22 protein-coding genes are annotated in these 17,559 nt (G+C 57.2%); 13 read left to right on the top strand and 9 right to left on the bottom strand.

Going from position 1 to position 17,559, the window contains the following annotated elements; translation table 11 throughout:
* Window positions 1-108: 108 nt before the first annotated feature.
* Complete coding sequence (locus MJ122_RS29240) at window positions 109-1,419, bottom strand: HAMP domain-containing sensor histidine kinase (RefSeq protein WP_239747111.1); 1,311 nt, start codon at window positions 1,417-1,419, stop codon at window positions 109-111.
* Window positions 1,416-2,156, bottom strand: coding sequence for a response regulator (locus MJ122_RS29235; protein WP_017519429.1), 741 nt, complete (start codon window positions 2,154-2,156; stop codon window positions 1,416-1,418). Before MJ122_RS29235 ends, MJ122_RS29240 begins: the two co-directional genes overlap by 4 nt.
* Before the next feature lie 225 nt (window positions 2,157-2,381).
* On the opposite strand from MJ122_RS29235, the gene MJ122_RS29230 reads away from it, so the two are divergent.
* Entirely contained in the window at window positions 2,382-2,654 is a 273-nt protein-coding gene (locus MJ122_RS29230; RefSeq protein ID WP_239747110.1) for a DUF2790 domain-containing protein, read from the top strand.
* 94 nt (window positions 2,655-2,748) lie between these two features.
* Window positions 2,749-3,969: a cytochrome c biogenesis protein DipZ gene (locus tag MJ122_RS29225; protein ID WP_239747109.1), complete on the top strand. Its 1,221-nt coding sequence runs from the start codon at window positions 2,749-2,751 to the stop codon at window positions 3,967-3,969.
* Window positions 3,970-4,077: 108 nt separating this feature from the next.
* Here MJ122_RS29225 and MJ122_RS29220 read toward each other — a convergent pair whose 3' ends face one another.
* Entirely contained in the window at window positions 4,078-4,317 is a 240-nt protein-coding gene (locus MJ122_RS29220) for a DNA-binding protein (protein WP_239747108.1), read from the bottom strand.
* A gap of 212 nt (window positions 4,318-4,529) precedes the next feature.
* Between MJ122_RS29220 and MJ122_RS29215 the strand changes: the two genes are divergently transcribed.
* Window positions 4,530-5,027 carry a BRO family protein gene (locus MJ122_RS29215; RefSeq protein ID WP_239747107.1) on the top strand — a complete coding sequence of 166 codons (498 nt, stop codon included), beginning with the start codon at window positions 4,530-4,532 and terminating at the stop codon, window positions 5,025-5,027.
* A 104-nt stretch (window positions 5,028-5,131) separates the two neighbouring features.
* Window positions 5,132-5,596: a hypothetical protein gene (locus tag MJ122_RS29210; RefSeq protein ID WP_239747106.1), complete on the top strand. Its 465-nt coding sequence runs from the start codon at window positions 5,132-5,134 to the stop codon at window positions 5,594-5,596.
* Between the two features lie 6 nt (window positions 5,597-5,602).
* On the opposite strand, the gene MJ122_RS29205 is transcribed toward MJ122_RS29210, so the two are convergent.
* Entirely contained in the window at window positions 5,603-7,450 is a 1,848-nt protein-coding gene (locus tag MJ122_RS29205) for a diguanylate cyclase (RefSeq protein WP_239747105.1), read from the bottom strand.
* Between the two features lie 356 nt (window positions 7,451-7,806).
* On the opposite strand from MJ122_RS29205, the gene MJ122_RS29200 reads away from it, so the two are divergent.
* Together MJ122_RS29200 and MJ122_RS29195 are read left to right on the top strand one after the other, a co-directional pair.
* Complete coding sequence (locus MJ122_RS29200; protein WP_239747104.1) at window positions 7,807-8,610, top strand: HNH endonuclease; 804 nt, start codon at window positions 7,807-7,809, stop codon at window positions 8,608-8,610.
* Window positions 8,611-8,795: 185 nt separating this feature from the next.
* Window positions 8,796-9,389, top strand: coding sequence for a hypothetical protein (locus MJ122_RS29195; protein ID WP_239747103.1), 594 nt, complete (start codon window positions 8,796-8,798; stop codon window positions 9,387-9,389).
* 439 nt (window positions 9,390-9,828) lie between these two features.
* Here the strand turns inward: MJ122_RS29195 and MJ122_RS29190 are convergent, their stop codons facing one another.
* The 5 genes from MJ122_RS29190 to MJ122_RS29170 form a co-directional block, all read right to left on the bottom strand.
* Window positions 9,829-11,004 carry an HNH endonuclease signature motif containing protein gene (locus MJ122_RS29190; RefSeq protein WP_239747102.1) on the bottom strand — a complete coding sequence of 392 codons (1,176 nt, stop codon included), beginning with the start codon at window positions 11,002-11,004 and terminating at the stop codon, window positions 9,829-9,831.
* 51 nt (window positions 11,005-11,055) lie between these two features.
* Window positions 11,056-11,667, bottom strand: a complete 612-nt coding sequence (locus MJ122_RS29185; RefSeq protein WP_239747101.1) for an HNH endonuclease — start codon at window positions 11,665-11,667, stop codon at window positions 11,056-11,058.
* A 13-nt stretch (window positions 11,668-11,680) separates the two neighbouring features.
* Window positions 11,681-13,084 (bottom strand): ATP-binding protein, encoded by a 1,404-nt coding sequence (locus tag MJ122_RS29180; protein ID WP_239747100.1) that lies wholly within the window; start codon window positions 13,082-13,084, stop codon window positions 11,681-11,683.
* A gap of 21 nt (window positions 13,085-13,105) precedes the next feature.
* Window positions 13,106-13,804, bottom strand: coding sequence for a hypothetical protein (locus tag MJ122_RS29175; RefSeq protein WP_239747099.1), 699 nt, complete (start codon window positions 13,802-13,804; stop codon window positions 13,106-13,108).
* 80 nt (window positions 13,805-13,884) lie between these two features.
* Window positions 13,885-14,079: a hypothetical protein gene (locus MJ122_RS29170; RefSeq protein ID WP_239747098.1), complete on the bottom strand. Its 195-nt coding sequence runs from the start codon at window positions 14,077-14,079 to the stop codon at window positions 13,885-13,887.
* Between the two features lie 622 nt (window positions 14,080-14,701).
* Here MJ122_RS29170 and MJ122_RS29165 point away from each other — a divergent pair.
* The 7 genes from MJ122_RS29165 to MJ122_RS29135 all read left to right on the top strand — a co-directional run.
* Window positions 14,702-14,917 (top strand): DNA-binding protein, encoded by a 216-nt coding sequence (locus tag MJ122_RS29165; protein WP_239747097.1) that lies wholly within the window; start codon window positions 14,702-14,704, stop codon window positions 14,915-14,917.
* A gap of 300 nt (window positions 14,918-15,217) precedes the next feature.
* Entirely contained in the window at window positions 15,218-15,550 is a 333-nt protein-coding gene (locus tag MJ122_RS29160) for a DUF5447 family protein (RefSeq protein ID WP_239747096.1), read from the top strand.
* 455 nt (window positions 15,551-16,005) lie between these two features.
* Complete coding sequence (locus tag MJ122_RS29155) at window positions 16,006-16,422, top strand: DNA-binding protein (protein WP_239747095.1); 417 nt, start codon at window positions 16,006-16,008, stop codon at window positions 16,420-16,422.
* A gap of 16 nt (window positions 16,423-16,438) precedes the next feature.
* Window positions 16,439-16,660 carry a hypothetical protein gene (locus MJ122_RS29150; RefSeq protein ID WP_239747094.1) on the top strand — a complete coding sequence of 74 codons (222 nt, stop codon included), beginning with the start codon at window positions 16,439-16,441 and terminating at the stop codon, window positions 16,658-16,660.
* Between the two features lies 1 nt (window position 16,661).
* Entirely contained in the window at window positions 16,662-16,913 is a 252-nt protein-coding gene (locus MJ122_RS29145; protein ID WP_088421818.1) for a hypothetical protein, read from the top strand.
* 12 nt (window positions 16,914-16,925) lie between these two features.
* Window positions 16,926-17,174, top strand: a complete 249-nt coding sequence (locus tag MJ122_RS29140) for a major capsid protein (protein WP_088421817.1) — start codon at window positions 16,926-16,928, stop codon at window positions 17,172-17,174.
* Window positions 17,175-17,317: 143 nt separating this feature from the next.
* Window positions 17,318-17,559: hypothetical protein (locus MJ122_RS29135; protein WP_239747093.1), on the top strand; the 242-nt coding region annotated here is incomplete at its 3' end.

Raw genomic sequence — 17,559 nt, 5'->3', positions numbered from 1 at the left:
GAACGCGGCGGGCGGGGGTGCCGCCGCTGTTCGTGGAGCCATCCTGGCGACGGGCCTTATCCCGGATGTGTCCGGTGAGGCCCGTCTTGTATCTCTCTGTACAAAGCCTCAGCTGGCAGGGCGCAGTTCCAGCTGCACACACAGTCCGCCGCTGGTGCGGTTGGACAAAGTCAGCGTACCACCCAGCGCCTGGCTCAGCTGCTGGGCGATCGCCAGCCCAAGGCCGGTGCCGCCGGTACTGCGGTTGCGCGAGCTTTCCACCCGGTAGAAGGGTTTCATCACCTCGCCGAGTTCTTCCTCGGGGATGCCGGGGCCGTCATCGAGTACACGGACACACACGACGCCCTGGGCATCGCGCTCGACTTCCACCTGGGCGGAGCCGCCGAACTTCAGCGCATTGTCCACCAGGTTGGTGAGCACCCGGCGCAGCGCGTGGGGACGGGTTTCCAGCACGGCATTGCTGTTGCCCTGCAGTTCCACGGCCTGGCCGCTGTCCTGGTAGTCGAGCACCAGGCTGTCGAGGAAGGCGTCGAGGTTGACCTTCACCGCCGCCTCGCTGGCGCCGTCCATGCTGCGCGCATAGGCCACGCCCTCGCGGACCAGATGCTGCATTTCTTCCAGGTCGCTCCAGAGGCGTTCTCGCTCGGGCGAGTCATCCATCTGTTCGACGCGCAGCTTCATTCGCGTGATGGGCGTCTGCAGGTCGTGGGAAATGGCAGCAAGCAGCTGCATGCGCTCCTTCAGGTAGGCGCCAATGCGGCCTTGCAGCGCGTTGAAGGCGCGGGCGGCATAAGCGACTTCGCTGGGGCCGCGCTCGTCCAGTTCCGGCGCCGGGGCGTCGGGGTCAAGATCGTCCACCGCTTGCGCCAGTTGCGTCAGCGGGCGGATCGCCAGGCGCACGGCCAGCCAGGTGCACAGCAGCAGCAACGCGAGCTGTACCAGCAGCACCCAGGGCAGCCATTGCGCCACGGGCACGCCCTTGGGTGTCACGTCGATGGTCAGTGGGCTGCCGTCCTTGAGTGTCAGGTGGACCTGAAAGTGCGGGATGGAGCCGGGGATGTTCTCGAAGCGCAGCGGATAGCGCGGGCCTACGACATCGGCGATGGACATGGCGGCCATCGGCGCCTGCGCCATGTTCATCGGTTCGCCGGGGTCGCCACCATCCAGCCGGTAGCGATAGTTGGGCCGCTGCACCATCGGCAGCCAGGCCTCGCGCTCGTCCCTGGGCAGACGGTCGAGCAGGGCGACGGCAGTGCTGACGTCGGTTTCCAGGTTGCCCAGCATCATGCTGCGCGCACTCTGGTAGCGCTCGTAGAACTGCGAGCAGAACGACAGGCTGTAGGCGAACACCAGCCCGGCGAGGAATATCAGCGCCAGGCGCGCGGCCAGCGTGCGTGGCCAGTGCAGGAGGGATTTCATTCGTTGGGCTCGAGCAGTTCGACGGCCAGGGCGAAGACGTAGCCTTCGCTGCGCACCGTCTTGATGTAGGCGGGCTCGCGGGCGTCGTCCAGCAGGCGCTGGCGCAGGCGGCTGACCAGCAGGTCGATGGAACGGTCGAAGATGTCCGCCTCGCGGCCCTGGGTGAGGTTCAGCAGCTGTTCGCGGCTGAGCACGCGTTGCGGGTGGTCGACGAACACGCGCAGCAGGCGGTACTCGGCGCCACTCAGGGCGACCAGGGTGCCGTCTTCGTCCAGCAGGTGGCGCGCGGTGGTGTCGAGCTTCCAGCGCCCGAAACCGATCAGCCGGCTGGCCTCGCTGACCTGCAGGTTGGGCGGCAGCATGCGCGTGCGGCGCAGCACGGCGTTGATCCGTGCGAGCAGCTCGCGGGCGGAGAAGGGCTTGGTGAGGTAATCGTCGGCGCCCATTTCCAGGCCGATGATGCGGTCGGTTTCGTCGTTGCGCGCGGTGAGCATCAGCACCGGGGTGGACTTGTGCTTGCCCACGCGCAGCTCGCGGCACAGCTTCAGGCCGTCGTCGCCGGGCATCATGATGTCGAGGACGATCAGGTCGACGCTGTTGCCATCGAGGAATGCACGCATCTGCCGGCCGTCCGCCGCCAGGCTCACGCGCAGGCCGTTCTTCTTCAGGTAGTTGCCGACCAGCTCGCGGATCTCGCGGTCGTCGTCGACGATCAGTACGTGATCGACATGGTCCATGCCGGTGCCTCATTCGTAGTGGGTTGAAGCGAGTTTATAGCGCAGCGTCGCACTTGCCTGCCGTGCTTTGTATTCCACTGTATCCAGAGCCGCCGCCGATACCCGGCGCCGCAAACCCGGGCCTTGCGCGACACAAGCCCGATACCTCCTGAACGTGAAATGGGCACCAACGGCGAGGCACACAGCCCCCGCCGGCCAAACCCGACACAGGACAGGAGAACCGCCATGAAAACCATCCAACTTGCCAACGCTTGCCTCTTCGCGGCCCTCGCTGCCTTCGCCAGCTTCGGTGCCCAGGCTGCCGACTCCCAGCCCGCCGAGGCGTACCACTACGGCCAGAAGCTGGACGTGAAGCAGGTCATCGCCATCCAGGAAGAAGCTGCGTCGCCCTTCGACTGCGGCATCGTCAACGCTCGCATGGATTACCTGGATTCCCACGGCCAGCCGCACAGCCTGGCCTACCGCAAGTTCGCCACCAACTGCAACGAAGGCGGTTGATTCCCGAAGGCCACGGCCAGGGACGGCCGCGGCGTTTATCCCCAGCCGCCCACTCCTGAAAAAGCCCACGGGCCGACCGCCCACCGAGGTGCCCATGTTGCTCATCGCCTTTCTCGGCGGGGCGCTGACCCTGCTCAGCCCCTGTATTCTTCCCGTACTGCCCTTGTTGCTGCAGCGCGCCGGCGGACCGGCGTGGTCGCCGTGGGTGACCTTGCTCGGCCTGGCCAGCGGCTTCGCCGTGCTGGCGAGCCTGGCGACCGTCTCCAGCAACTGGGTGATTGCCGCCAGTGAGTGGGGCCGTTGGTTTGCCCTCGCGCTGCTGTCGGTTTCCGCCGTTGCGCTGCTCTGGCCACGTTTCAGCGACGCTCTGGCCAAGCCCTGGGCGTGGCTCGGGGACCGCCTGCATGGCGAAGCTCGGCGTATGCCACCGGGTTTTTCCGCGTGGGTGTTGGGCTTTGCTGCCGGCCTGCTGTGGGCGCCCTGCGCCGGCCCGGTGCTGGGCCTGATTCTCTCCGGCGCCATGCTGCAAGGCCCGAGTGCGCAGACCAGCCTGCTGCTGTTCGCCTACGGCCTGGGTAGTGCCGCCGTGCTGGGCATCGTGCTCTTCGCCGGTCGCCGGCTGATGCAACACCTGCGTCCGCGCATGGCCGTCATCGAAGGCCTGCGTCGCGCCACCGGCGTACTCGCCCTGCTGGCGGTGGTCGGCATCGCCAGCGGCACCAGCGCACAGCTGGCTTCCGGCAGCTCATCGACCCTGGTGAACAGCCTGGAACACAAGGTCATCGACGGCGTGCCCGCGCTTATCAGCCAGCTGATGCCAGGCGACATGGCCCACGGCGCCGAACGCCTGCCCGACCTCGGCCCGGCTCCCGAACTGCAAGGCGCGGTGGAGTGGATCAACAGCCCCGAACTGAATCTGCGTGACCTGCGCGGCAAGGTGGTGCTGGTCGACTTCTGGACCTACGACTGCATCAACTGCCAGCACAGCCTGCCGTACGTGAACGCCTGGGCGAAGAAGTATGCCGAGCAGGGCCTGGTGGTGATCGGCGTGCACACCCCGGAGTACCCGTACGAGCGCGTCCCCGCCAACGTCCGCGACGCCGTGAAGAAGCACGACATTCACTACCCCGTAGCGCTGGATAACCAGTACCGCATCTGGAACGCCTTCGCCAACCAGTACTGGCCGGCGCACTACTTCATCGACGCCCAGGGGCGCGTGCGCCACCTGTCCATCGGGGAGGGCGGGTATGAGGAGCAGGAGCAAGTGATACAGGCGTTGCTGAAGGAGAGGGATGGGGCGAAGGCTGGGGCCTGAGCAAGCGAAGGGGCGGATGGTGTATCCGCCCCTTTGTCTCTTGTGTTGAAGCTTATCTGGAGACATATGGTCTGGGCCTCCAGCTTCTGCCCGTCAAGGCATGATCGATCAGCTCTGGTGATCAGGGCTTATTTGTCCCTGCTCGGGCATCTCCTCCCCGCTGATCAACCACCAGCGGAACTGCGGGTAATGCTCCGCAAGCTGCTCTAGCTCATCGACGGCAAATCTTGCCTTTCCTCGTTTGATGCTCTGCCAGCGTACGTATTCCTTGCTGTTCACTTCAGCCAAATCCTTAAGGCTGGTCAGCTCTAGTAGTTGCAGCGCTCTATCGGCCATGCCCTGGGCCATTGAAAACTCTCATTATGGAATATTGCCATAAAAGCGGATTTATGGATAATGTCCATAATTCTCGCTGCCGTAGTGGCTTGAATACTGACCCAACCACTCTCGAACGGGAAGCCTCGCGCCTGCGCATCCGCTCGCCCTTTCGAAAGCCCACCCAGCTCGAGCTTGGCGACTCGAACCAATGGATCGCTGTTTCCTGCCCCCGGAGGCTCGCCATGGATGATCTCTTCACCGCCACCACCTTCACACGTGACAACCACCACCTGCGCGGCGTGCTGATCGACGATCAGCCCTGGATCGTTGCGCATGACTTCGCGCGACTGCTCGGCCTGCGGCATCCGCAGAGCCTGGCGGGGAAGGTTTCGGGGGATAAGGTGCGAACCGTCTGGCTGTTGCAGGCCCGTGGCACAGAGGAGAAGGTCGAGGTCATCAACGAGCCGGCGCTGTACAAGGCGCTGATCCGTTACGGCCATCCGGAGTACCGCACGGTGGCGCGCTGGCTGTCCGAGGAGGTGATCCCGCTGCTGCGTGATCAGGGACGGGTCGACCCGCAACGACCCCGCCGCGTCCAGATGAGCTGGCGTTCGGACCGGGTCACGGTCCTCGATTGGCAGGGGCGCCTGTGGATTTCCTGGGACGATGTGCCGAAGTTCAGCACGATATCGGCCGATGTCGGTGGTTGGCTGGGGAAGTGGCGAGGGCCCTCGGATTGACCGCTTCGAGGCCAGAGACTCTGAGTGCACCAAGCCGCACGGAGCTGGCGGGATGGGGAAGAACACCCTAGATTAGTCACCGCTATTCGAGGGAGGGAGCCCCCATGCAGTGCCGACTTTGCAAGCAGATTGCCCTGACCGATGAATCAGGGCTCTGCGCTATGCACTTCGAGCTTGAGCGCAGCCAGTTGAAGGGGCGGTGGAGCGTGCGGCCTTATCTCGCCCGATTTCCACTGTCGCTAGGTCTGATCATCGCGGGGCTGGCGCTTTGGTTGGGACTCTCACTCAAGGCGATGTACGCCCACAATCCTGTCGATTCGACGCCCTTCGTCGAGGCGCGGCCGGGAGAGACCTGGATCATCAAAGGGCGTCGCGTCCGACTGTTCAGTGCACCGCAGCGCGAGCTTGGCTCGGGCCACAACGCGATCTTCCTGCATTACGGGGCTCTGGCGGAGATCAAGGCAACCCGGGATGATGGATGGATGCAGGTGAGGGTCGTAAACGGTGGCCAACTCATGGAGGGCTGGATTCGTGCCCAAAATGTGCCGGCCGCCAACAAGGCGAACTGACGCCTTTCAACCGCCCTCCACCCGATTCCGCCCTTGCTCCTTCGCCTCATACAACGCCGCATCCGCCCTTGCTACCAGCCCTTCGGCGGAGGCTTCCTCCCCCGGTAGTGCTACTGCAATGCCGATGCTCACGCTCACCCGCCCCAGTGGTGAAAGCTCATGGGGAAGGGCGAGGGCTTCCACCGCCTGCAGTAGCTTCTGCGCCATGCCACGCACGCCCGCAAGGTCGGTCATCGGCGCGAGGAAAACGAACTCTTCACCGCCGTAACGCGCTACCAGATCGGTCGAGCGGCTGACTGTCGTCGCCAGCGCCTGGGCGATTTCGCGCAGGCAGGCGTCGCCGGCCGGGTGGCCGTAGTGGTCGTTGTAGCGCTTGAACCAGTCCACATCGACCACCGCCAGAGCCAATGGCTCGCCCGAGCGGCGCGCGTGGCCCCATTCCTGCTCCAGCACCTGGTCGAAGCGGCGGCGGTTGGCGATGCCGGTGAGGGCGTCGGTCAGGCTCAAGGCTTCCAACTGGTTGTTCAGCTCACGCAGCTCGTCGGTACGCTCGGCGACGCGCAGCTCCAGTTCGTGCTCGGAGCTGCGGAGGTTATCCACAAGCTGCTGCTGGGCGCGGATCAATTCCTCCTGTACCCGCGCCTTTTCCCGGCGCATCACGTTGAAGCGGTCGGCGAGGGCGAAGGCCAGCACGATCATCTCCATCGCCGAGCCCAGCTGCAGGCCGTCCACGGTGAACAGGTTGGTCGGCACTATGCCCATGGCGCGCAGCGAAGTCATCGCCCCGCCGAGCATCAGCAGTGCGAAGGCGGCGAGGAAGAAGAACGCGCTGCGCTGGCGTTTGAAGGCGCAGACGATGGCTGCCGCCAGCAGTACCACCGCCGTCGTGAAGTTCAGCAGGATGCCGGCACGGGACACATACGGCAGCGCGAACGCGTAGGCGACCAGGCTGAGCAGGTACAGCGCGATCATCGCGCGCAGCACCCTGTCCAGGCGCGGCAGGATGCGGTCGAGTTGCATCATCCGCCGGGCGAACACCAGCAGCGCGGCGAGGGCCAGCGATACGCTCGAGTAATAGACGACGTTGGAGTTCAGCGGCTCACCTGAGAGCGACCAGTCCGGCGCCAGGCCGTTCTTGATCGCCAGTGCTCCGGCCGTGCAGCTCACGAAGACCACGTAGAGCAGGTAGATCGGGTCGCGCAGGGCGAACAGCAGCATCAGGTTGAACAGGATCATCGCCACGGCGATGCCGAAGTACCAGGCCTTGCCGGTGTAGTCGTCACGCTCGTAGGCATGGAACGCCTTCACCGGCCATAGCTGCAGCGGCACCAGCAGGCCGATGCTCGACTCCACCCGCAGGTACAGCACCTGCTCGGCGTGCGCCGGCAGGTTCAATGGGAAGACGAAGTTGCGGTTCGGGTAGACCTTGCTGCTCTGCGGGACGTCGCTGCCAGTGTTGATCGTCCGGTAGTTGCCATTCGCCTGCGGGATGTTTGCCTGCACGTGGGAAATGCGTGGGTTCTCCACCACCAGCAGGCGCTGCACCGGGGCTTCGCTCGGGTTGTTCAGCTGCAACTTCAACCAGAAGGCCGAGCGAGTGAAGCCCATCGCCAGCGAGCTCCCCGGCGGTTGGTCGCCCTTGAAACGTGCCTGCTGCTCGGGGGACTGCACGTCTGCCAGCGTCAGGTTGCGGCTCGGGTCTTCGAGGATGGAGACATAGGTGGTCAGCGTGAGCGGCTGTTGGGTGACGCTGGCTGCATCGACCACTTGACCGGCCCAGGCGGGGCGGATCAATAGAAGGAGGAGGGTAAGGAGCCAGGACAGGAATTGCCGGTGCGGGGCGAGGGCGGGCATGCGGCGGGTCCGGGAACGTAGGTGTGTCACGGAGTTTACAAGACAGGCTTTGACGACGCCAAAAACGCAAAGCCCCCGGTAACTCGCGCTGCCGGGGGCGTTTGCTTGGGATTCTGGAGCGGGCGAAGGGAATCGAACCCCTTAGGGCCAAGTATCAGAGCGACTCAGTCCGTGCCATCACGAGTTTTGGTAGGAATTAAGCGGCTCAGTTCGCGCCACAGCGTGTCAGTGATTTCGACACTTTTTCGACAGTACGTGCCTAGCCGCTAGTGGCATGTGGCCCTCATGTGGTTTCCGTTTGAAGGAAGGCGACTGGTAGAATGTGGTGCCACGCATCAGGAAAGGACGCCCCATTTATGCCCGCAGTTATCGCCGAAAATGATGTCTCTGTTTGGAGCGACGAGACTGGCGCTGTCTACCACTATCCCAAGCGTTACAGCTCTATTTTGCTCCCTGGGGCGCAGGTGATTTACTACAAAGGCAAGCTGACAGATAAAGCGTTTGCTGATCAGCGCCTAAGTACCCAGCCACATTATTTTGGCGTCGCGCGCATTGGAAAAGTTTACTCTGACCCCAAGAGTTCAAAAGGAGATCTCTTTGCTCTAATTGAGGATTTCCAACCATTCGAATGGGCTATCCTAGCAAAGGAGGGAGACAGCTATCTGGAGCCTATATCACCATCGAAAATTAGTAACTATTGGCGCAGCGGTGTACGAGAGATTAGTCAGCATACTTTCGATGACATCCTATCCCGTGCAAAGATCAAGTCTCTGCAGATTTCCGAGAGCTTAGAGCAAGAGGACGCATACGACTTCAAGTCTCGTGTTGAGGGAAGCCCTATCGCCTACTATGGTGTTCGCTACGAGAGAGATCCCAAACTACGGACCCAAGCGATTGCGATTCACGGGCTGAGCTGTAAAGCATGCGGGTTTGACTTCGAGAAGGCATATGGTTCCTATGCGAAGGGCTACATTCATGTTCACCACACTATGCCAATTTCAGAGTTCGATGGCCCAATGCCGGTGAACCCTGAAACTGACCTGGTTACTCTTTGCGCAAATTGCCATTCGGTCGTTCATCGCAAGCGAAGCTCCACTCTCAGCCTTGATGAGTTAAAAGGAATGATCCGTGGGCTGTGGCTGTTCAAGGAACGTAGCTGAAAATAACGCGAGAGACTTCCTCTATACCAGTACTCCCGACGCCCTCTTTTCAAAGCTGCTCGACCTTGATTTCAGCGTGAACTGCTGGCTTGGTTATTATGTTGAAAAAACCTAAAGTTTTCTCGAGTTCGGGCCGTAGCTATAGGTGGTGAGATTCTCAATCAAAAAATAACTGGAGCTTATGAATGGCCAAGCTTGTCATTGCGGTAACTTGCATCATAATCGGTCTGATTCTTGGGATAATCCGAGCTTGGCACGGTGCCTGGTTTGCATGCGTGAGTTATTTCTTGGCGTCCGTGCTTGTCGGGATAAATATAATTTTCGGAATTCCAGCCGCCTGGGAGTTGCCAGTCTCAAAGATGTTGTCAGCGCTAATGCTAGTAACTGGAATTTACTCAGTTTTCTTTGAAAGCCCAGGTATGCAGCTGATAAATTCATCTGCGCATGGTGAGATTTTAAACTCCCTCATCACGAGGCAGGATAGTTGCCCTGAACTGAAAAATTCTTTAAGAGAGGCGCACCAGAAAGCAATGAGTAGATGTTCAACTCAAAGCTATAAGGATCAAATTAGTGCGGTTGCAGATTATCAAAAGGCGGAGCATCTAGGTGCTGGAGCGTCATTCGTAGACGGTATAGCAACTGCATCACGGTCAGTTGAGGTAGATGCCTGCTATGAGAGCTATCTTGAAATCAGCGCGATTTGTCCAGCACTATTTGATGATCTCAGTGATGAAGTTAAGAAGAAATTGCTAGATGTCGAGAGTTTAAAAAAAGGCTAGCCAGGGAGGTAAAAACCAACCCCAAGGTAAGGAGTACTCTTTAAGTCGAGCCTAGCAAGTAGTTTTGAGTTGCCAGGCCGGCAGCATGGTTGAGTGTAATCACGATGAAGAACCACTATCGCATCCGCTCCTTGGAGCCTGCGCAAATTTTTCTTCGATCACCATGAAGAGCTAGGCTGTGTGGCCAGCTGAGCCGCCATGCCGGTCTTGTAGGGGCATCGCACGCGAGCCGTGGAACCGGGCGTCAAACCCGGTTTAAGCAGTATTTTAGAGGGGGCCAATGCCTGCTATTGCTTGTACTGAGGCCGACTCGGCGTTGCGTTTTGGGCCGATGCGTTCCGTTGATTTCGACACTTTTCGGCAGGCATGTGTTATGCGGCGTTTAACAGTAGAAACTGTTTCGTTGATCAAAAAAACGCCAAGCTAACTTTGCCTGTTCTTAGAATGGGAGATCGGATCCTTCTTCATCTTCTTCGAATTCATCCCAGGCGACCTCATCGTCCTCTTCGTAGCTCCTATGTCCAAATCCGGCGATCAATAGTTTATTCTCGTACATTCGCGTTTTTAGACCTTCTAGTCCACTTCGTATGGCGAGAACGGTTCCTAGTACGCGCAGTTTTTCGCCCTGCCTTTCATATCGATTCACTTGAATCAAGCTTCCTAGATATTGGTTGCCCCGCAACCACTCATACCAAGCGGAAACTGATGTGGCGCATGCACGGTCGAAAACAAAGCTTATTTCTACTTTATTTGCTGCTCTTGTTCCTTTGACTAGTTGAGTTTCCTTTGGGGCCGGTGATACATCGGAAAATCGATGAAGGCCTTGTACGAAACATAAGTCGCCAATGATCATGGAATGCCCGACTATAGAGCGATCAAGATTGTCAGATATGTTTCGTACTATAGCTTTTTCAAGAAGGGCGCTGAGCAGTTCTCTCATATATCCGTAGAGGTATTTTCCATTTGATCCGGAATATATGAAGTCCTCTGGTCCTGCGGATGCAATTATGTTGCCAGTGTTGTCGCAGAGACCTAAATTATAGACGACGGGGAACGATAGCAGTTGGTTTGGCTTAATTTCATTTGCTTGCGCTAGCTCGAAAAGACGAAGGTGATTGAAATACCACCAGTTTGCGGATTGAAGCTGAGTTGCTTGTTGTATTGCTATAGAGTCTTTTTTATATACTCTCTTCTCCCATTCTAATTTTGCCTTGCGTATTCGTTCAGGAGTTAATGTCAGTTCCAGTCCTCGCGAGTTATGGGCTTCCCCATGGTGGATTGGACAGAGAACTGCCAAGTTTTCGGGGGAATGGTCATGTGTTTCTGACCAAGGAGATATATGGTGAACGATGATTGGGAGTTTAGGGTCTCGGCAAATACAGCACAGCCATCTATTTCTGAAAAGGACTCTAGAAAGATTTTCTAGGGGGATGGCGGGCCTTCTATCTGCTCTTAATACGAGAATATTCTTAGGGGTTAATCCAAGCTCTTGAAGCTTTTCATTGCTTTTAAGTTTTAGCTTGCTTAGTGTCCACCCCTCTTCTCGAAGTTGCTTTGCGGTAGCACTGTCTATTCCTCGCGCTAGAAGAGCCTTTTCCGTTGGGTTTGTAATCATTATTAACTCCGCCGGTGATTGTCAGTTTATTAGAATGAATTTTTATTTCTGCTACGGTATAAGCTGGCGAATGTGTTCAAATACTTCGCGCTTTTCTTGTTTTGAGCCGCATGCGAACTTGTTCAAAAGATTTGCCAGTTCAAAGTCATCAAGAAATGAATTTTCATATCCAAATTTCCGTACAAATCTGTTGAGGTCGCAAGTCGCGATGGTAGATAAGCCTTTTTTTGTTATTCCGATATATGCAAGTCTTCTCTTGACTATGTGGTCACTGTATTCGTCTATAAAGGGGTGGACAATTTTGAATCTATTGGACGCCGATGGATAACGAATCGCCCGTCCATTTAGGATTGAATCCTCTCCATCATCTACAAGTGTATTTCCCTTCGCCTGGTTGCAGTCGGCGCAGATTATACACATGTTTCTAGTTTCGAATATGAAGCACTCATAAGTAGATTTGGGAAGTATGTGCTCAATGTTTGCATTGTTGGCGGAAGTTACTGATACTTCATTTGCGCAGTAGGCGCAAATGCCTCTTTGATGCTCTCTATAATAAGCTCTTATTCTTGTTCTAAGAGGTTCAAGCTCTTCGCATCCCCAGTCTCTGTGGGTCCTCCCGGCAAATCTCCACTCGGAGATCAAACCGTTGTCTTCTTCGTTCAAGATGTAAGGTTGGTTAATTAATGGCATAGAGTTCACAAACCTCGGATACGGTGCTAATTAATTCGAAGTTTGGGTCTGTCTGGTCAAGTTTGAGTTGCAGTAGCTTAAGTTTTGTCAGGTCCTCCATGTCGGCTAGAGTGGTCGATTTACTGTTTTTGACTTTTGTTAATAGTTGAAATGCTAATCGAGTTATATATTCATTCATTGCGCCAGGAGCATCGAATAGCTCTGTGAGTTGGAAGTCTGCCGAGCGGTTGTAGTAGTCTTTCGCCAAATATATTCTATTGTTGTCTCCCATAGTTGTGATGTAGCAGTTTTCTGATGGGAGGCGAGAAACTATTTGCGGCGAATGGGTCGCCAGTATGAATTGGCAATTCTTGTAGTCTGCGAATACCCTGACAAGAAGGTCCATGAATTTCTCTTGCCAAGAAGGGTGTAAACTTATTTCTGGCTCGTCTATTAGTATTAAGGAGTTGTTTTCTATGTTCCCGGCGATCCCAAGCATTATCACCATTAGGCATTGTTCGCCGGAGCTTGCTCGTCGGAGTGATAGCTCTTGCGATGTTTTTCCTAATGATTTGTTTAGTTTTAAATCAATTAGCCTGACGATTCCGTAGTTTAGCAGTGTTATTAGGGATTCTACTAAGTATGAGTCTGTGGAGTGGTGGTTGCGATTCTCTTTGTAGGTGAATTCTAATTTGAAGAGAGCGTCTTTCTTTCTTTCAAGTCTGTCCCATACGTAGCTAAGGGCTTGCGTTATTCTAGATTTGCCTTCTAAGTTTTGCTGGAGATAGATTTCTGAGCTTCTCGCATCTAAAAGCTCTGTTATCGCGGTGTCGTCAGGCACACCAGATTCATCGTGCCAAATAATTCCGGTTTTTTCGAAGTCTAACTTGTAAAGGCTTTCCTGGCGGTCAAATGTTAATTCAAGGTCTCTTTTGATGTTTAATTTAAATATGAAGGAAAGCTTCGGCTCTAGATCTAATAGGTTGAAAATTTCATAGAAGTTCTCGTGTCGAGATTTTTTAATATATTTATGTAATAGTCCTGCAGCCGCCGAAGAGACAAGCGCCATGGCGTTGGTAGACGAGTTTGACTGACCTCGCATGCCGATGTAGGTATAGATTCTGGAGAATATTTTCTGATGTGCTTTCGATAATGGGAATTTATCGAATGGACTAGTGGATAGTGCAATTATCTTATTTGGTGAGAATCTTTCTACCCCGGAATAGTACTTCCCCAGGGCCCCCTCGGAGAAATAGCGAGAGTATTGAGTTATAATTTCCGCGAGGAACCTGCTTTTTCCGACTCCGTTTTTTCCTATTAATATTGAGAAGGTGTTTTGTCCATCTGTGCGCTCATTTTTTGTTAGAGGTATAAATCCATCTTCAAAAGGAAATTCACTTAAGATTTTCATGTGGTTTTAATCTTTTTTAATTTAACCTATAGGGCTGAAGGTGCTCGCTGCCGTGCAATAGCGCTGTTTTATCTGGTCGCTGCTAGGCTTCCGGTCGCTTTTCCATCTGCCCTCCCATGAGCGGCATTCTTCTTTGAAGAACTGCTTCGCTCCCTTTCTGCATTCGCGGTAGTCGATTGATCCATGTTTGTGATTGGCACATACCGAAGTGTCGTCAATGTAGTTATTGATAACCGTCCACTCTGCGTAGTAATGCGCGCCACCGCTCCATTTATCGACCCATGCACCTGATTGCTCGATGCTGTTGCGGGACAATCTACTTGATGCCGCCGTGGGATTCCGGTACGCCTCGGATTGGCGCACGGCTTCCATGTCAACGACGTTTGTCGCGCCCTTGGGAACGTAGTTGGTGTCGTTATAGACGGTTTGCTTTGGCTGGGCCTGCTGGCGGTTGCGCTCGTTTACGTCATTCCAGAACAGTTGCTCCGGTGTCGCGGCGGGCTGGCCGGCGGGCTCGTTGAATTCGAATTTCGGCGTGTAGCTTTCTGCCGGGGGTACCTGAGCAATCGGCGGCTCAGGTGAAAACTGGAGCTTGTGATCGGCCACGTAGACGGCCAGGGCGGTGAAAGCGACGCCGATGGACACGGCAACCACCCACTTTCCAGCGCTTTGGCGTTTGCGCTTGAGGTGCTGCGGGGCATCTTCCCAGTCTGCTTTCATCTGCACTCAGTCCTTTGAGTTGTGCTGCACTATCATTGTGCCAGTAAATAGTCCTACTTTCTGAAGGGATAGGGAAGTGCTCACGTCACTCGGCAATGCCAGGATTGTGAGTAGGCCACGCCGTCGATGAACTCAATGCCGGTGATGACCAGCGCGTGGGTCGCCATACCGTGAATTTGCACGTCGTGCAGCGTTGGCAGAATCGACCCGTTAGGACTGGTTTTGAGGATTTCGGCGATCAAGGTGGGGCGATTGAGTGGCGAGGTTGAGGCCATCCGCACCCATACGTCTCCCTTAGTACAGGGGCTTTGTCGAAGCCAGCGCGTCCAAGGGCTTTGCCATAGCGGCGCATGCGGCGAATATCGAATTGGATGGCGAAATACTGTTTAAATAAACAGTATTTTGCTGTCGCTTGGCTAGTCGGCAATCGTCATTGGTCGGATTGCCGGCGCTAGCCAGGTCCTTTGCTGAACCAGCGCAGTGCCACCTTCCTGGTTAGCTCTACCCCGCGCTGGGTGTGGCTAATTTGGCATCAGCCTCCTCATAGCCAGGGGCAACCTGGCCGCGGGCAGGGTCAACCTCGCCTTTCAGAAGCCAGAGCTCGTACTGAGGGAATGCCTTCAGTAGCTCTTCTAAGTCTTCGATTCGCGCCTTCACTTTGCGATTGGTCGCGACTGTCTGCCACCGCTGTCTCTCAGAAATAGCAGTGCTCTCGGCTAATTTTGTCGCGCCGATAAACCTTACAAGCGTTCTAACCCGCTCTTCTATCATTCCAAACGGCTCTAAGAACTGATAAATAATTTATTGATGAATTATTTATCAGTGCTAGGATGGGCTCGTGATAAATAATTTATTAGGGCGCTTCGTCCTAATGGAATGAATAGTGACGGAACGAGCATGGAACTGGAAGAGCTGAACCCCGGTGCCCTTGTAGGGCCGCAACAGGACGTAGAGCCCATCGAGAAGTGGGCGGAACGCAACGGCGTCACCTTCGGCACCGCCCGCGCTTGGGTGTACCGGGGCGTCCTGCCCTCGGTGAAGCTCGGCAAGCTCCGTATGGTGAATAGCGCGCTGCTGCGTATGTGGCTGCTGGAGCAGGAGTGGACGGCATGAAGGCAGAAATTCTCGCGGAGTTTCTGCGGACGCTGACTCTTTTCCGCTGCTCTGATTCGCAGCTCGGCACTTGGGCGCGGGATCACAACGCCAGTTGCTATGGCCGTCTTCTGGGATTTATCGACGCTCTCGAAATGGCTGGGGAGATTGGATACGACGAGTTCTCCCGCATGGAAACCCTCATTTTTAACGTGACCGGATACAGCGGCCGTCCATTCCCCGGCGCTCTCAATGCTGGTCCTGTCATGCCGTCTTGGGAGGCGTTCAAACGCTGCCAGGGAGTAGGGGAGGCAACTGCTGATGATTCCATTGAAGTACGTTCGTCAACCGCACGCCCTGGACTGCGACTGCTCTGTCTGCTGGTCCCGTCGCGAACTGGCGAAACCCGATCCCTGCCAGTCCACACCCTGCACCGAGTGCCGCCCTACGCGAGTCTTCACGGTCGTTACCACGATGGCCAAGGTCGCTGGAGTGTGGCGCTCGATCCACTCGACGTACCGGGTGGAACCGGGTTTTACCTGCGCGAAACACATGCCCGCGCTCCGTCCCCCGAAGTACTGGCACGTTATCTACGACAGCGGCAGGCCGACACCCTTCGTCCCTGTGCGCGAGCCCTTCGAGCTGGAGGCCTGAGCCATGCACACTGACGCCGCCTTCAGCCTTACCTTGCTCTTCGCTCTTCTCACCTGTGTTGGCTTTCCGCGGATGTGCGTGGCCCACGAAATTTCGAAGTGGGCCGACCGCCACAACCGCCCCCAGGCCAATCAGGTCCAGGGCCGCCGCACCGGCTTGTCCGAACGCGCTTTCCCGTTCGGACAAACGGAGCGCCGGGCGAAGCGCACCCTTGACCGTCCCCCACCTTGAATAGCCTCCGCTCGGGAGTGAGGGGCAGCACCACCGCCCCGCGCTCCTGAGCCCTCGGCGGCGAGAGCGGGATGACAAGGGCAGCGCCCTTGGTGTTTTCCCCACTCACCGCACGCACCACCGCAAAACCCTGGCACCACCACACCCGCTGAAAGACGGCCACCAACGCGCCCAATTTGCAGCAGCGGGCCAACTCATGCCCGAAAAAGGCAAAGGAGCTTCACATGAATATGTTTGCGACCACTGGCGGAATTGTTGAACTGTGGGTCACCCAGACCGACACCTTCACCTCCAAAACGTCCGGCGAAGTCTTCGCCAGCGTCCAGGCTATTTCGCCGATCCCGGACGGCGCTCGCGGCAATGCCCGTGGCTTCGAAATCACCCAGTACGACATCGAGCCGACCCTGCTCGACGGCATCGTCTTCGAAGGCTCCCCGGTGCTGTGCAGGTTCGCCACCGTGGTGCGCCCGACCAAGGATCGCTTCGGCAACACCAAGAACACCCAGGTGCTGACCGAGCTGCTGGCCGTGGGCAAAGAAGCCGCTGCCCCGACGCCGGCCAGTCGCCCAGCCGCTCAGCCTCAAGCCCAACGCCCGACTCAGCCCGCCGCGGAGAAACCCACCGACAGCAGCAAGTCCTGAGGGGGAGGGTAGGTAGATGAAAGCGCCGCTCCGTTTCGCCTTCGGTTGGGTTCTGTACGTGGCAATCCTCTGCGCCGTATCGCCTGCCGTGCGTGCGGTGCGCGAGTTCCTCGAACCTTACCCGCTGGACTCCGTGATCGCTGTGGTCGCGGCGGCGTTCGCCTTCTTCGGCATTTGGTGGTTCGTCCTGCGCTCCTTCTGGAGCTGGTGCGACCAGCCACGCAAGGAGGCCCGCTGACATGTCAGGCGTGGTTGCCGTTCAGGTCTGCACCAGTTGGGCGTCCACAGCGGACGGCCTCATGCAGTGCCAGCACCTCGAATGGCAACAGGCCTATCTCATTCCGCCCGAGGCCGCTGGAGCCATTGAGATTCTGGTCAACGGCGGCTTCTCCCTGGAGGCCTTCAGCATCGGTGCTGCGGGCGTCATGGGGGCATTCGTGACGGGGCTTTTGACTGGCTGGGTCGCGTCACTTCTTCGTAAAGCCAGATAGAGAGGAAACACCATGAACGCCATGAAACAACGCATCGCCAAGTTCAGCCCGGCTCGCTCCTTCCGCAATCTGTGCATCGCCGGCTCCGTCACCGCTGCCACCTCGCTGCCGGCCTTCGCGGGCGTCATCGACACCAGCGCGGTGGAAACCGCCATGACCGATGGCCAGGGCGACATGAAGACCATCGGCGGCTATGTGGTTGCCGCGCTGGTCATCCTCGCGGTGGCCGGCCTCATCTACAGCATGCTGCGCAAAGCCTAAGCGTGCTGTGGTCGGTGTGGTTGGGGGCCTTCTTCGCCGGGGCCTTCATCACGGGCTACCGCTGCGGCGAATTCTTCTGACTGCACTGATGTGCCGAACCTGGACCCCGCTTCGGCGGGGTTCTTTTTTCTGGACACACCACAATGAAACATCAATGCCACCGCCTCCTGCTGGTCGTGCTGCTTCTGCTGAGCGGCCCGGTCCTCGCGGCTGACTATTCATGGACTGTCGCAGGTCAAGCGTGGACAACCGCGCCGTCACCGGGACAGGCGTGTGCGATCTGGGCCAAAGACATCACTTACCCCGGTGGCCAAAAGACCAGTTTTGGATTTGTCAGCGAAACGAAGTATTGGTGCCGGGTGGCTGCCAACAATGGCACTGGTTC

It is taken from the genome of Pseudomonas sp. DP-17 (assembly GCF_022380625.1).
Lineage (GTDB): Bacteria > Pseudomonadota > Gammaproteobacteria > Pseudomonadales > Pseudomonadaceae > Pseudomonas > Pseudomonas nitroreducens_A.
Note: the sequence above shows the minus strand (reverse complement) of the source record. Positions and strands in the feature narration are given on the sequence as shown.

Bases quoted from the DNA above. Each gene is read 5' to 3' on its own strand.
- MJ122_RS29240 (WP_239747111.1), bottom strand. From the start codon at position 1,419: ATGAAATCCCTCCTGCACTGGCCACGCACGCTGGCCGCGCGCCTGGCG.
- MJ122_RS29235 (WP_017519429.1), bottom strand. From the start codon at position 2,156: ATGGACCATGTCGATCACGTACTGATCGTCGACGACGACCGCGAGATC.
- MJ122_RS29230 (WP_239747110.1), top strand. From the start codon at position 2,382: ATGAAAACCATCCAACTTGCCAACGCTTGCCTCTTCGCGGCCCTCGCT.
- MJ122_RS29225 (WP_239747109.1), top strand. From the start codon at position 2,749: ATGTTGCTCATCGCCTTTCTCGGCGGGGCGCTGACCCTGCTCAGCCCC.
- MJ122_RS29220 (WP_239747108.1), bottom strand. From the start codon at position 4,317: ATGGCCCAGGGCATGGCCGATAGAGCGCTGCAACTACTAGAGCTGACC.
- MJ122_RS29215 (WP_239747107.1), top strand. From the start codon at position 4,530: ATGGATGATCTCTTCACCGCCACCACCTTCACACGTGACAACCACCAC.
- MJ122_RS29210 (WP_239747106.1), top strand. From the start codon at position 5,132: ATGCAGTGCCGACTTTGCAAGCAGATTGCCCTGACCGATGAATCAGGG.
- MJ122_RS29205 (WP_239747105.1), bottom strand. From the start codon at position 7,450: ATGCCCGCCCTCGCCCCGCACCGGCAATTCCTGTCCTGGCTCCTTACC.
- MJ122_RS29200 (WP_239747104.1), top strand. From the start codon at position 7,807: ATGCCCGCAGTTATCGCCGAAAATGATGTCTCTGTTTGGAGCGACGAG.
- MJ122_RS29195 (WP_239747103.1), top strand. From the start codon at position 8,796: ATGGCCAAGCTTGTCATTGCGGTAACTTGCATCATAATCGGTCTGATT.
- MJ122_RS29190 (WP_239747102.1), bottom strand. From the start codon at position 11,004: ATGATTACAAACCCAACGGAAAAGGCTCTTCTAGCGCGAGGAATAGAC.
- MJ122_RS29180 (WP_239747100.1), bottom strand. From the start codon at position 13,084: ATGAAAATCTTAAGTGAATTTCCTTTTGAAGATGGATTTATACCTCTA.
- MJ122_RS29175 (WP_239747099.1), bottom strand. From the start codon at position 13,804: ATGAAAGCAGACTGGGAAGATGCCCCGCAGCACCTCAAGCGCAAACGC.
- MJ122_RS29170 (WP_239747098.1), bottom strand. From the start codon at position 14,079: ATGGCCTCAACCTCGCCACTCAATCGCCCCACCTTGATCGCCGAAATC.
- MJ122_RS29165 (WP_239747097.1), top strand. From the start codon at position 14,702: ATGGAACTGGAAGAGCTGAACCCCGGTGCCCTTGTAGGGCCGCAACAG.
- MJ122_RS29160 (WP_239747096.1), top strand. From the start codon at position 15,218: ATGATTCCATTGAAGTACGTTCGTCAACCGCACGCCCTGGACTGCGAC.
- MJ122_RS29155 (WP_239747095.1), top strand. From the start codon at position 16,006: ATGAATATGTTTGCGACCACTGGCGGAATTGTTGAACTGTGGGTCACC.
- MJ122_RS29150 (WP_239747094.1), top strand. From the start codon at position 16,439: ATGAAAGCGCCGCTCCGTTTCGCCTTCGGTTGGGTTCTGTACGTGGCA.
- MJ122_RS29145 (WP_088421818.1), top strand. From the start codon at position 16,662: ATGTCAGGCGTGGTTGCCGTTCAGGTCTGCACCAGTTGGGCGTCCACA.
- MJ122_RS29140 (WP_088421817.1), top strand. From the start codon at position 16,926: ATGAACGCCATGAAACAACGCATCGCCAAGTTCAGCCCGGCTCGCTCC.